Annotated in this window: 12 protein-coding genes; 6 read left to right on the top strand and 6 right to left on the bottom strand. The window is 66.6% G+C overall.

The window, feature by feature from the left end:
• Nucleotides 1–48: 48 nt before the first annotated feature.
• Nucleotides 49–1110 carry an ATP-dependent DNA ligase gene (locus tag N536_RS0131465; protein WP_029117250.1) on the top strand — a complete coding sequence of 354 codons (1062 nt, stop codon included), beginning with the start codon at nucleotides 49–51 and terminating at the stop codon, nucleotides 1108–1110.
• A 288-nt stretch (nucleotides 1111–1398) separates the two neighbouring features.
• Here the strand turns inward: N536_RS0131465 and N536_RS0131455 are convergent, their stop codons facing one another.
• From N536_RS0131455 to N536_RS0131430, 6 genes are all read right to left on the bottom strand, one after another.
• A complete protein-coding gene (locus N536_RS0131455) occupies nucleotides 1399–1875 on the bottom strand; it encodes a GreA/GreB family elongation factor (RefSeq protein ID WP_029117249.1) in 477 nt (158 codons plus the stop codon).
• A gap of 11 nt (nucleotides 1876–1886) precedes the next feature.
• Nucleotides 1887–2366 (bottom strand): GreA/GreB family elongation factor, encoded by a 480-nt coding sequence (locus N536_RS0131450; RefSeq protein ID WP_029117248.1) that lies wholly within the window; start codon nucleotides 2364–2366, stop codon nucleotides 1887–1889.
• Between the two features lie 136 nt (nucleotides 2367–2502).
• The gene (locus N536_RS0131445; RefSeq protein ID WP_029117247.1) at nucleotides 2503–3768 is read right to left on the bottom strand and encodes an FAD-binding oxidoreductase; all 1266 of its coding nucleotides are present in this window, start codon (nucleotides 3766–3768) and stop codon (nucleotides 2503–2505) included.
• A 131-nt stretch (nucleotides 3769–3899) separates the two neighbouring features.
• Nucleotides 3900–4556, bottom strand: coding sequence for a hypothetical protein (locus N536_RS0131440; RefSeq protein WP_155948823.1), 657 nt, complete (start codon nucleotides 4554–4556; stop codon nucleotides 3900–3902).
• Between the two features lie 112 nt (nucleotides 4557–4668).
• Nucleotides 4669–6195 carry a CdaR family transcriptional regulator gene (locus N536_RS0131435; RefSeq protein WP_029117245.1) on the bottom strand — a complete coding sequence of 509 codons (1527 nt, stop codon included), beginning with the start codon at nucleotides 6193–6195 and terminating at the stop codon, nucleotides 4669–4671.
• 73 nt (nucleotides 6196–6268) lie between these two features.
• Nucleotides 6269–6628 carry a DUF488 domain-containing protein gene (locus N536_RS0131430; protein ID WP_029117244.1) on the bottom strand — a complete coding sequence of 120 codons (360 nt, stop codon included), beginning with the start codon at nucleotides 6626–6628 and terminating at the stop codon, nucleotides 6269–6271.
• Between the two features lie 87 nt (nucleotides 6629–6715).
• Between N536_RS0131430 and N536_RS0131425 the strand changes: the two genes are divergently transcribed.
• The 5 genes from N536_RS0131425 to N536_RS39985 all read left to right on the top strand — a co-directional run.
• Complete coding sequence (locus tag N536_RS0131425; protein WP_029117243.1) at nucleotides 6716–7906, top strand: NAD(P)/FAD-dependent oxidoreductase; 1191 nt, start codon at nucleotides 6716–6718, stop codon at nucleotides 7904–7906.
• Between the two features lie 110 nt (nucleotides 7907–8016).
• Complete coding sequence (locus N536_RS0131420; protein ID WP_051574893.1) at nucleotides 8017–10782, top strand: AAA family ATPase; 2766 nt, start codon at nucleotides 8017–8019, stop codon at nucleotides 10780–10782.
• Between the two features lie 36 nt (nucleotides 10783–10818).
• Nucleotides 10819–11271, top strand: coding sequence for an AAA family ATPase (locus tag N536_RS0131415; RefSeq protein ID WP_255358532.1), 453 nt, complete (start codon nucleotides 10819–10821; stop codon nucleotides 11269–11271).
• Between the two features lie 69 nt (nucleotides 11272–11340).
• Nucleotides 11341–11916, top strand: coding sequence for a YdcF family protein (locus tag N536_RS39990; RefSeq protein ID WP_036438295.1), 576 nt, complete (start codon nucleotides 11341–11343; stop codon nucleotides 11914–11916).
• 414 nt (nucleotides 11917–12330) lie between these two features.
• Nucleotides 12331–12693, top strand: a 363-nt coding sequence (locus N536_RS39985; RefSeq protein ID WP_155948822.1) for a DUF222 domain-containing protein, incomplete at its 3' end; no start/stop codon positions are given.

Genomic DNA, 12693 nt, shown 5'->3' with positions numbered 1-12693 from the left:
GCAGGCAATGTCATCGGGGTTGTCATCGGGGTGGAACACAATGGGCCGATGAAGCTGCCCGTGATGCCGCCGGTGTCGCCGATGTTGTCCAAGTCGGTGCCCGCGATCCCCGCCGGAGCCTCCTACGAACCGAAGTGGGATGGCTTCCGGTCGATCTGCTTCCGCGACGGCGACGAGGTCGAGTTGGGCAGCCGCAACGAGCGGCCGATGACCCGCTACTTCCCGGAACTCGTCGACGCCATGAAGGCCGAACTGCCCGAACGTTGCGTCATCGACGGCGAGATCATCATCGCCACCGACCACGGGCTGGACTTCGAGGCGCTGCAGCTGCGGTTGCACCCGGCCGCGTCGCGGGTGCGGATGCTCGCCGAACAGACACCTGCGTCCTTCATCGCGTTCGACCTCCTGGCCCTCGGCGACGACGACTACAGCGGTCGGCCGTTCAGCGAGCGCCGCGCCGCCCTCGTCGACGCATTGGCCGGCTCGGGCGGCACTATCCACCTCACCCCCGCGACCACGGATCTGGCCACTGCGCAGCGCTGGTTCGACGAGTTCGAGGGAGCCGGGCTCGACGGCGTCATCGCGAAGCCGCTGGACATCACGTACCAACCGGACAAGCGCGCCATGTTCAAGATCAAGCATCTGCGCACCGCCGACTGCGTGGTCGCCGGGTACCGCGTGCACAAGTCCGGTGCCGACGCCGTCGGCTCGCTGCTGCTCGGCCTCTACAGGGACGACGGCGCCCTCGCATCGGTCGGCGTCATCGGCGCCTTCCCCATGGCGCAGAGGCGCCGGCTGTTCACCGAGTTGCAGCCGCTCGTCACCGAATTCGACGGCCACCCGTGGAACTGGGCCGCCCACATGACGGGCGAACGCACACCACGCAAGAACGAAGGCTCCCGCTGGAACGCCGGGAAGGACCTCTCCTTCGTGCCGCTGCGCCCCGAGCGGGTCGTCGAGGTTCGCTACGACCACATGGAAGGCGAAAGGTTCCGCCACACCGCCCAATTCAACCGTTGGCGCCCCGACCGCGACCCGCGCACGTGCACCTACGCACAGCTCGAGCAGCCACTCACCTTCAGCCTCGGCGACATCGTTCCGGGGCTATAGGACCGGTGTCACGGGACGACGGAAGCGTTGGCGGTACCGCCCCTCCATCGGATTCCCAGCGCTGCAGAGCGATCGGCGCGAGTTGCCGGTCTCGCGGTGAGCCGCCGGCGTCGTCGGTGATTACCAGCATGTGCTTTCCTCCGTTCATGGTCGGGTGGTTCAGCGGCGATAATCGGGCCAATGCAGGGCCGCGGCGATGAGCCATATCACCGCGACGGCCAGGAACAGCACCAATGTGGTGTTGTCGTGAAACATCCTCTACCTCCGTGGCTTTCGCAGGCCATGCCATCACGAACCCGTACTGGTGAGGTCGGCCGCATGGAGACCGTAGGGCACGGCCTTCAGGATCGTGACGGGCACGGCGGCACCGACGGCCAGTCTGTAGCTGCGGCGTTCACCGGGACGAGCCCCTGCGATGGCGGCGCCCAACGGGGATTCGATGGAATGAACCGGCATGTCCGCGAATTCGGCACCGCGTACACCCAGAAGGAAGGTATCGGTGTCACCGGTGGCGTCGTAGCGGACGGTGACGACCATGCCGGGTTCGGCGATACCGTCATCGGGCGGATCCTCGCCGACGACGGCGTTGATCAATAGGTCGTGAATCTGTTGAATCCGTATCTCCCACGCCCGTCGGACGGCGGTCGCGTTGTCGTCGCCCTCGTCGGCGATTCCGGCCGAGAACAGAAAGCGCAAGGTGTCCAACTCGCGGTGTAGGCGCTCGTGGGCCTGCGGCGAGATCCATACGCGTTGCGTAGTAGCCATTTTCATTCCTCCTAGGTGGCAGCGGCGGTGTGTCGCGAGATTCCGTAGGGCACCGCCCTGAGTAGCGTGACCGGTAGATCGGCCCCACTGGGAATGGAGTAGATCCGCTGTTCGCCGGGGCGAGCTCCTGCGATCGCCTTGCCCAACGGCGACTGCAGCGAATACACCTCGATGTCGGCGTCTTCGGCTCCCCGCACTCCGAGTAGGAACGTTTCCGTCTCGCCGGTGTCGTCGTAACGAACGGTCAGCACCATGCCGGGTTCGGCGATGCCGTCATCGGGTGGATCCTCACCAACGACCGCGTGCGCCAACAGATCCTGAATTTGGCGAATCCGAACTTGACGCGCCCGCTGACCGGCGACGAGGTTGTCGTCGAAATCAGCGACCTCGCCGGGGACTTCGTTGCTGGGTTGTGAACGCAGGGCGGCCAGTTCCATCTGCAGCCGGAGGTAGGCCCGTCTCGTCATCCAAGTACGTTCGGCAGTGATCATCTCGATCTCCTTCTCTCATGTCCTTCTCTCGAAGGTTGCCGTCAGGGGCGGGCCGTGGCAGAAGCGCCGCCCCTGACGACTGGTGAGCCCGTATAGGGCAGGGTTCGCAGCGGTGTTTACCGCCGGTGTGGTGGGTCTAGCGGCCGGTTCGGCGCAGCGGGTCGAAGTCGCGAAGGGCTTCGGGTTGCTTTCCGGTGGTGATGTACTCGGCCAGAAGCCGGCCGGTGACCGGGCCGTGCGCCAGTCCCCACATGCCGTGTCCACCGGCGACGTAGACGCCTCGGGAGGTTTCCCCGATCAGGGGGCGGCCGTCGGGGGTGACCGGCCGGGGCCCGACCCAGACGTCGCTGCGTTCGGCCCAGCGCACTCCGTCCAGCAGTGGGCTGGCAGCAGCGACGATGGCACCGACTCGCGCCGGCATCACCGGTTCGGACGGATCTCGAAACTCCATGGTGCCCGAAACACGCAGTGCACCTTGGTATGGCGTGCACGCCACCCGCACGTCGGGCAGGTAGATGGGGCCGGGGATCGGTCGGTCGACGGGCACGGTGAACGAGTAGCCACGGCCTGCCCGCACCGGAACGCGCACCCGGTTACCCGCCAGCCGTGACAACCACGCGCCGGTGGCGATCACCGCGGTGTCGGCGGTCAGCGGCTTGCCGCCGCGGGGGTAGACCGTGACTCCGCTGCCTGAGCTGAATACGCCGCCGGCCTCGCACGTCTCGATGGTCGCGCCTCTGGCCACGACCGCATCCCCAAGGGCTCGCACGAATCGGCCGGGGTCGACGAAGCGCTGGCCATGGATGTTCACGCCGGCGGTGATCGCTGGTGATGCCAGCGGCACTCGTTCTCGCAACGCGTCGCCGGTGAGCCCGGTGAAGGACATCGTCTGCCCGGCGTTCTCGAGCCGACGAAGTTCGTCCGTCATGCGCTCGGCTTGCTCGGCGGTGTGAAACAGAGCGGTGATCGGAGCGTCGGTCACCGGTGCGTCGACGCCGTTGGCGACGAGCACGTCGAAGGCTTCAATGCTTTCCTCGTTGAGCGGCACGTTGGCCCGCATCACCCGTTTCGACGACGATCGCGTGCAGTTGGCGGCGAACTGGAGCAAGAACCTGGCGAGCCCGGAGTCGGCGGTCAACGGAATGTGCAGGGGTGCGGCTGGATCCAGCAGTGAGCGCAGCCCGTAGCGCAGCACGCCCGGCGAGTTCAGCGGAAGGGTCAGTGCCGGCGCGATCCATCCGGCGTTGCCCCAGGAGGCGCCGGCGGCGACGCCGGTGCGGTCCACCACGGTGACATCGACTCCGCGCTCCTGCAGGAACCATGCCGTCGACAATCCGACGATTCCTGCACCGATCACGATCGCCGATCGCGGTCCGCCGTCAATGCGCTCGACGCCGACCATCACGCACCTCCACTGTTTGAACTTTGGTTGTTACCTCCATGGTCGAGTGGATTTGCGCAGGTGGATTGCTGGATTAGGACAACCGGACGGTGGCCCGTTGTGGGGATCCGACAAAGCGGCTGGTTGGCGTTCTAGCGCTCGTTGGTATGGCTGTCGCCGTAGCCGAGCAGGCCGTCGAGCTCGTGTTGCCAGCGACGGAAGCGGACACGGTCACAGGCCGACCGAGTGAGGGTGAACACCGCCGCTGCCGTGGCAGCCACGCACGTCCAGATGACGAAAGCGCCCAGCGCTGCCTCGACGGCGGCTCGCGTGGTCGATGGCGGCGCGGGCACCTGCGTTCCGTCGTCGTCGATCCAGATTTCCACGGCGTCGCCGGTCTCGGTCGTCGACTGCGCCTTGACCGTGCCGGTGTGTTCGCCGCCACCGGCCATCCATCGCGCCTGCGCCGTGACCTTGCCCGTTCGCAAGACCTGTTGGTGGGCGGGGACGTCGATGACCGTCGCGGTCACGGTCTGACGGGTGTCGGCCTGCGCGGAATAGGCGCGCCGATTGGAGTCATAGCTTGCGGTGCCGACTGCGGCAATGGTCGGCACGGCGAACAGCGCCACCACGGCGGCCACCACGGCGGCCAGCGCCTCGATCCGATCGATGGGCCGGACTAGAGGATCACGGCCCCGCAGCTTCAGCAGAATGGGCCAACGAGGGAGACGCACGGTGAACGTCTCCATCGTGGCGTCCTCAGCCCGCCGGTCGGCAGTCCCGCGCTGGTCGTGGTGGCCGGGATTCATCGAAATATCCTCTCTGCGAGGCGTCTTCGAATGATGACGCGAAAGCCCCCCGCATGGTTTGCCGGAATCAGACAACGACCCGCCAACGCTTTGTCGAACCTCGACAGTGCCGTCAGTGACCGTCGGTCGCCGCAAGGTCGATCAACATGGCGAGCCGCTTTCGGGCGTCCTGCAATCCTAGGTCGGTGATTTCGGCCATCTTGCGCAGCCGATATCGCACGGTGTTCTCGTGCACTCCCAACCGGTTGCCCGCCTCGGCCGGGTCGCCCTGGGCCTCGAGCCAGGCCTGCAACGTCGCCACGTATTCGGTTGCGTGGGCGCGGTCATGGCGACGCAGCTCGGCGACCGGGCCCCTGCCCGGGGAGCGCCCCGACCGCGCCGCCGTGCGCAGCCGCTGCAGCAGAATGTCGTCCCAGGACTCGTCGTACGCCGCCGGCGCGGAACCCCGCGGCGATGCCTCGTGCAGCGCCAGACATTCATCGGCCTCTCGGCGTGCCGCCGGAAGGTCGGCCACCGACGCGACGCCACTGATGCCGGCCAGCATCGCCACTCGTTCGGGTAGCGCCGCCCGTAGCCCGGCGACCCAGCGCTGCGCCGTCGCCGCCCGTTCAGCGGGCAGCAGGGTGTAAACGGTGTTGCCGGCCAGAGCGCTGCGTCCCGGTCGCGACCAGCCGAATCCGGTGGTCGCACGCTCGAATGCCAGTAGCAGCGCGGCGTCTCGTTCATCGTCGATGAACGCTTGCACGGCGACCACCCGCAACGAGCTGTGGGCCAGGCCGAGGCGGCTGGCCGCGGTGCCGGCGTCGGCGTCGCCTTCCAGCAGCCGGATCACCAGATCGGTTTCCACCTGGCGCTCGAGGTCAGCGCTGGCGCGCGACCGCAACAGGTGCAGGGCCACGGTGCGGGCGCCGTCGGTCAAGGCGGCGCGCGCGGCCCCGTCCAACGGCGCCGGACACGCCACCCATATCGAGCCCATCAGCTCTCGACCAGAACGCACCGCTACGACCATGCGTCCGGTCAAGCCCAGCTCGGCGTCCGCGGCAACGAACAACGGTTCGTCCGAGGCCGCCAGATGCGCGAAAACGCCACGGCCCTCGAAGAATGCGCTCAGCTTCTCCGGCGCTTGACGGCCCATGATCGTCGCCACCCTGGCGGGGTCGGCGTGTTCCTGCAGCTTCGAATACGCCAGCAGCCGCGACAGCCGGTCCTCGATGGTGACCGCGCCGCCGATGGCGTCGGCAAGGCTGTCGGCCAGTGCGAAGAGATCCGTTGGGCCCCGGCCCGATTCGGTCTCGCGGCCCTCCAACACCAAACCGTAGATGACGGCGGCCAGCTCACTCCACGACACCGCCGGGTCCACCACCATCACCGCGACACCGTGGTCCTCGTCGTCGAACGCAGTGTCGTCATCGCCGGGGCGAATCAACACGACGACCGCATGCGCCGAGGCCGCCCACTGCACCGCTTCGGTGACCGTCCTCGCACCGATGCCGAGCAGGACGTCACCGACGACGGTGCGATCCTGGGCAACCTCGTGCATGACGACACTGCGCAGCTCCGTGGACCGGGGTATCGGGCACAGGCGCAAGCGGACGCCGTAGCTCCCGAGCACATTGATCAGGCGGTCCAACGTGACCACGAGCCGCTCCCCCTGCCTACCGAACATCCAGCCTAGCGAGGAGCCACCAGGCGGTCGGCGAGAATGCCGGCCGTCAGCCGATGAGATCGGCGAGGACCGCGGCTTCGCTCAGGTCGGCGTTCTTCGTCGCGGTGAGCAGCGTCAGCGGTCGTTTCGCCGCTAGGTCCCGTAGGTGCGCGAGGGAGGCCGCGCGGTCAGACTCGGTCAGCTCGTCGCGGTACCGGCGAGCGAACTCCTCGAACAACGCCGGGTCGTGGCCGTACCACTTGCGCAATTCGGTGGACGGCGCGACGTCCTTGCACCATTCGTCGAGGTGCGCGCGGGCCTTGCTCACCCCGCGGGGCCAGAGCCGATCGACGAGGACCCGGGCACCGTCCTCGGGCAGCACGTCGTCATAGATTCTGCGTACCTTGACGTTTCGTCGTGAGGTCATGACATCTCCCTGGGGGCAGTCTAGAGATTCACCAGTGATCCGCGTCACGTCATGTCACATCTGGGCACTGAGAAGTGTCTTCAGGGCATGACCAATCACAACGCAACCCAGACCGAGGTCGTCGTCATCGGCGGCGGATACGCCGGGACGCTGGCCGCCAACCACCTCCGGCAGAACCCCGACATCCACATCACTCTCGTCAACCCACGTCCGCAATTCGTCCAACGGATCCGGCTGCATCAGCTGGCGGCGGGCACCGGCGACGCGACGGCCGACTACGGCACGCTGCTCGGCGACGGCATCCAGCTGGTCGTCGACAACGTCACCCGCATCGACGCGGCCGCACGAACCGTGCAGCTGGCGTCGGGTGGCGCGCTGGACTACGACTACGTCGTCTACGCGGTCGGCAGCACCGGCGCGACGCCGCCATCGGTGCCGGGCGTAGCCGAATTCGCCTATCAGATCGCTCAATTCGAGGATGCGCAACGGCTGCGCACGGCCCTCGACGGGCTGCATCCGGATGCGCCCGTCACGGTCGTCGGCGCCGGACTGACCGGTGTCGAGACGGCCGCCGAACTCGCCGAGCAGGGTCACCGGGTCACGTTGGTCTGCGGCGGACGGCTCGCGCCGTCACTGTCCGATCCGGGCCGGCGGTCGGTGGCCAAATGGCTGGCCAAGAACGGTGTCGTCGTGCTGGAGGCCGACGTCGTGACCGAAGTCCGGCCCCATGCGGTGGTCTTCGCCGACGGCGCGGTGCGCCCGAGCTCGGTGACCATCTGGACGGCGGGATTCGGCGTGCCGGACCTGGCCGCTCGCAGCGGGCTGCGTACCGACGCGCTGGGCCGGCTGCTCACCGACGAGACGCTGACCAGCCTCGACGACGACCGCATCGTCGCGGCGGGCGATTCCGCGGCACCGTCGGGCCAGCCCCTGCGGATGAGCTGCCAGGCCGCCGGCCCGCTCGGCGCACAGGCGGCGAAGACCGTGCTTAGCCGGATCGCCGGCACCGAGCCCGCCGCCGTGGACCAGAGGTTCGTCGCTCAGTGCGTCAGCCTGGGCCGCTCCGTGGCAACGTTCCAGCTCACGCACGCCGACGACACTCCCCGTCGGTTGTACGTCGGCGGGCGGATCGGTGCCGCGATCAAGGAGGCGATCTGCAAGGGCACGGTCGACCAGCTCGCGAAGGAAGCCCGCAAGCCCGGCTCGTACACCTGGCTCAAGGGCGGCAGGAACGTCGCGCATCGGATGCCCGAACCGGAGGTCGTCGCCAACCCGTGACACGTTCGAGACGCAGGTAGCCCAGTACTCATGCGGGTCACCGCGCTGGCCGCTTACGCTGTGCGTGCAATTTGCTGGCGCGCAGCCGACGCGAAAGGGGCCGTGGACTGATGGCCGATGGAGCGCTGGGCATCAGGGGTCAGGCCGAATCGGACGAGGTTGCCGAATTCTTGACCTGTGCGTCGAAGGTGCCGAGCGCCCTCGTGGTCGAGGGCGCTGCGGGCATCGGCAAGACGACGTTCTGGCTGGCCGCACTGGAGCAGGCGCGGGACCGGGGATTTCGGGTCTTGTCAGCGCGGCCCACATCCGCGGGAACCGTGTCGGCCTATGCCGTAGTGGCAGACCTGCTCACTGGCGTCGAGCCGGCGACGTGGGCGAATCTGCCAGAGCCGCAACGATTGGCGATCGACCGACTCATGTTGCGGGCGACCGATGACGCAGTTGCGGCAGACCCCCGCGCGATAGCGGCGGCGTTCCTTGCCGTCATCGAACGGATCGCGGATCAAGAAGAACTGATCTTGGCGATCGACGACCTCCAATGGGTCGATCCGTCAAGCGCCTGGGTCATCGCCTTCGCAGCACGCCGCATATCGCAACCGGTCGGCATCATCGCCGCGGTCCGTACCGAACAGCAGAAGAACCCCGGCAGCTGGCTGCAAATGTACAGGCCAGATGCCCTACGCCGGATCGACATTCGCCCGATGAGTCTCGGTAAACTTCATCGCGTCGTCATCGAACGGCTCGGGCGTTCCTTCACGCGCCCCACGATGGTCCGAATTCATCGGATCTCCGGCGGGAATCCGTTCTACGCAATCGAATTGGCTCGCGCGATCGACGACGAATCTGCTAGCCCCGGCATGCGGTTCCCGGTCACGCTGTCGGAGTTGGTGCGGGCCCGACTCGACGGCGTGGACAGCGCGACGCAGGATCTGTTGCTCGCGGCGGCGTGTCTCGGCGAGCCCACGACCGAACTGTTGGCGGCAGCAATCGGAGCCGATTCGGATGACACGGGAACGCTGCTCGAGAGGGCTGAAAAGGCAGCGATCTTGGTGCTCGACGGTCATCGCGTTCGCTTCTCTCACCCCCTCTTGAGCAGTGGCGTCTACACCAGCGCGGCTCCCGAGCGCCGTCGAGACATGCATCGACGCCTGGCCGAGATCGTCACCGAACCCGAGCTGCATGCACGCCATTTGGCGCTTGCCGCGACACATGGCGATCCCGCGACTCTCGAATCACTGGACGCCGCGGCAGAGACTGCCCGCATCCGCGGAGCACCCATTGCCGCCGCGGAGCTCCTCGATCTTGCCATCGGTCTCGGCGGTGACACTCCTCAGCGCCGAATCCTCTCTGCTGCACACCATTTCAATGCTGGCGGCGCCTCGACGGCCCGTGCCAAGCTCATCCAGATCGTCGATGATCCAGTACCGGGACCGCTGCGTGCACGGGCACTGAACCTGCTCGGCATGATGAGCCAGGTCGAGGACAGTCTGGTCGACGGTGCCGACTACCTCGAACGTGCTCTCGCGAACGTCGAGGACGACGTCGAACTGCGCATCCAGGTCTTGGTATCCCTTGCGTGGGTGCAGGTCCGGCTGGGGCGACTCGATGCATCGGCCCACAGCATCAAGGACGCCGTCGAACACGCCAAGGACCTCGGTCAACCACAACTGCTAGGCCGGGCCCTTGGCATGCGGGTCACGGTGCACATGCTGATCGGCAAGGGTTTGGACGAATCGAGCCGTCGCCGCGCGCTGGCATTGGACGATCCTCGTGCGGCGATCCCGTCGGTACTCAGACCGACGTTTCACAGTGCGATGGTCCTGGCATGGGCCGGGCAGTACGACGCCGCCAGTGACCAATTCGCAGCGGTGAGGCAGAGGTGCGTCGACGAGGGAGACGAGAGCGATCTGGTATTCGTGTCATTCCACAGCGTTCTCAACGAGATATGGCGGGCTGACTTTCCACAAGCCGCACTGATTGCTGAAGACGCCTTCGAGCGAGCGCAGCCATTGGGTGGGGCGCTTCAGCTTTCGGCGGCGTTGACGGCGCGCGCAATCGTCGCCGCCTATGGCGGACGTGTGACGGATGCACGTCGCGATGTCGGCGAGGCCATCAAACCGATTTCGCGCAGTGGCTCGCAACTGCTGACCGGATCCACCGTCGCCGTGTTGGGATTCCTGGAGCTTTCGCTCGGCAACTATCAGGCAGCGATCGATGCGCTCGAGCCGCTGCTGCACAGAGTCATGGCAGCGCCGGATGCCACGGAGATCTTCGTCGCCGGATTCCTGCCGGACGCGATCGAGTCGCTCGTTGAATTGGGCCGGCTGGCGGAGGCGGAACCCTTGATCGAAGCGCTGGAAGGCAACGGTCGTCGGTTGGACCGGCCCTGGATGCTGGCCACTGGGGGCCGCTGCAGGGCGATGCTGTTGGCGGCTCGAGGCGACCTCGCGGCGGCCACGGCCGCAGTAGAAGCGGCGATGGTCGAACACGACCGGTTGCCAATGCCTTTCGAACGTGCACGCACGCAGCTCCTGCTCGGCCAGCTACAGCGACGACGGCGCATGAAGTCTGCTGCGTCATCCACATTGCGCTCTGCGCAGCAGACATTCGAAGAGCTGGGGACACTGCTGTGGGCCGAGCGCGCCGGCGCGGAGTTAGCGCCTGTGAACATGGACCCGCGAAGCACCGGAGATCTCAATGCGGCAGAGCAGCGTGTGGCCGAACTGGCGGCTTCGGGGATGACCAATCGCGAAGTCGGGTTGACTTTGCACGTCAGTCCGAAGACCGTCGAGGCCAGCCTGAGTCGCGTCTATCACAAGCTGGGGATCCGTTCGCGTGCGGAGCTGGGCCGGCTGCTTGGCCGACTTCCGCAGTAGCGAACGGGTTGAATACTGCACGTGACTCATGCCGCGATTCTGGTCACTGGGATGTCGGGAGTGGGAAAGTCGACGGCGCTGGCTGAACTGGCGCGGCGCGGGTTCACCACGGTCGACACCGATTACGGGCCGTGGATTCATGTCGTCGATGGAGAACCGCTGTGGCACGAACCGCTGATCGACGCTCTCCTGGACCGGCCCCGCAAGACACCGCTGTTCGTTCAAGGAACCGTCGTCAACCAGGGCCGTTTCTACGACCGTTTCGATGCAGTCGTGCTGCTCAGTGCGCCCACCGACGTGCTCTTCGACCGCCTCGCCAACCGCACTACCAACCCGTTCGGCAAGACAGCGGCCGAGCGCCAACGGGTCATCGCCGACATCGCCGCGGTCGAACCGCTGCTGCGCCAGTCCGCCACGCACGAGGTCGACACCAACCGGCCCGTGTCGGACGTGGTCGACACATTGGTCAGCATCGCCGCCGGTTCCTGAGCCCCCACGGGCGTCCATTTTCCGGCGTGGTCGAATGGGCTGGTGGCTGGTCGAAGGAGATGGTTTCGGTTGACGGTCGCCGTCGTCGGCGCGGTGCTCGCGGGGGCCGAATGGGCGACGTGGCGGGCTTCCCGGGCATTCTTGGAGCAGGGGGCCACTGATTCTCGGCGAATCGTTGACGGCGAGAGCGTACTGGTGCTGGGTTGCCCCCAGCCGGCGTTGCACCAGTGGCGGGTACGGATCGCGGTGCGCTCCACTGATCCCCATCGCGCTCGGTTCGTGTTCTCCGGTGGGGCGGTGCGCACCCAGGTGCCCGAGGCTCGGATGATGGCCGACTACGCAGTGCAGCAGCTGGGTGTTCCGGCGGAGAACGTCGTCGTCGAGGATCAATCCCGGACGACGGTGGAGAATATCGTTAATTCCGCGCCCCTGATGTTGGACAGTCCGGCGATCAAGATTGCGTCGGAACCGTTCCATGCCCGCCGCGCCCGTCGGATCCTTCGCCGTGAATCACCGGAGCTTGCACGGTGTTTGGTGCGGGCGAGGGACTACGTTCCCTTCGAGTGGGGCCCGGCGCACGCGCTGCTGTTGGCATTCGAGAGCTACCTCAGCCGTCGTGCTCGGTTGGCGGGCCGAGTCAGGTAAGGGGTTCGACGTCGCCGTAGCGGCATTGCGGCGACTCCCGTCATGGTGGTGGGGCGCCGCGGCGGTATCCGCTAAACACTGCTCCTCCCGATTCATTGAGGATGTCGAGAACTGCCTGGCGCCACCGGATAGTACTGAAAGTGCCCACCTACGAGCGACTTCCGCATATGCACGCGGGCCGCCGACGCGGTATTGACCTAGCTGGGCAGTGCGTGTCTGCGCGCCTCCGCGACTGGTGTGGCTGGTGTGACGGGTGGTTCGGGTAGTTCGATTGTGCGTCCGGGGCCCGAAAGTGCAACTTTGATGCAAGCGATGACTGAAGCGAATGTGGACGGGTCTAGCACTACCCGGTCGAGTTCCTCGCGATGGGTTTGGCGTCCGTTTTTTGTCGGTGGCTTCTGCTTTGATGGTGTTATGTCTTCGCCGGCAGAGTCTTTCGCTCCTGAGGTGAATTCTGTCAGGCGTATCGATGTGTTGTTCGATGAGGTGTCGGAGTTGGTCGGTCAGCGCAACGCGATCGATGGTCGGCTGGTGGAGGTCGTCGCCGAGATCGACCGCGACGGGTTGTGGGGTGCTACGGGGTGTAGTTCGGTTGCGGCGTTGGTGGCCTGGAAGACCGGGGTGTCACCGCACACGGCGCAAAAGATCGTCGCCGTCGCGCGCCGGCTCGAGGAGTTCCCTCAGTGTGCGGCGGGGATGCGGGAGGGCCGATTCTCGTTGGATCAGGTCGGGGTGATCGCCAAGCGGGCACCCGAGGGATCCGATGAGCACTTCGCA

The sequence above is a fragment of the Mycobacterium sp. URHB0044 genome (genome assembly GCF_000620625.1).
Lineage (GTDB): Bacteria > Actinomycetota > Actinomycetes > Mycobacteriales > Mycobacteriaceae > Mycobacterium.
Note: the sequence above shows the minus strand (reverse complement) of the source record. Positions and strands in the feature narration are given on the sequence as shown.

Bases quoted from the DNA above. Each gene is read 5' to 3' on its own strand.
- N536_RS0131465 (WP_029117250.1), top strand. From the start codon at position 49: ATGAAGCTGCCCGTGATGCCGCCGGTGTCGCCGATGTTGTCCAAGTCG.
- N536_RS0131455 (WP_029117249.1), bottom strand. From the start codon at position 1,875: ATGGCTACTACGCAACGCGTATGGATCTCGCCGCAGGCCCACGAGCGC.
- N536_RS0131450 (WP_029117248.1), bottom strand. From the start codon at position 2,366: ATGATCACTGCCGAACGTACTTGGATGACGAGACGGGCCTACCTCCGG.
- N536_RS0131445 (WP_029117247.1), bottom strand. From the start codon at position 3,768: ATGGTCGGCGTCGAGCGCATTGACGGCGGACCGCGATCGGCGATCGTG.
- N536_RS0131440 (WP_155948823.1), bottom strand. From the start codon at position 4,556: ATGAATCCCGGCCACCACGACCAGCGCGGGACTGCCGACCGGCGGGCT.
- N536_RS0131430 (WP_029117244.1), bottom strand. From the start codon at position 6,628: ATGACCTCACGACGAAACGTCAAGGTACGCAGAATCTATGACGACGTG.
- N536_RS0131425 (WP_029117243.1), top strand. From the start codon at position 6,716: ATGACCAATCACAACGCAACCCAGACCGAGGTCGTCGTCATCGGCGGC.
- N536_RS0131420 (WP_051574893.1), top strand. From the start codon at position 8,017: ATGGCCGATGGAGCGCTGGGCATCAGGGGTCAGGCCGAATCGGACGAG.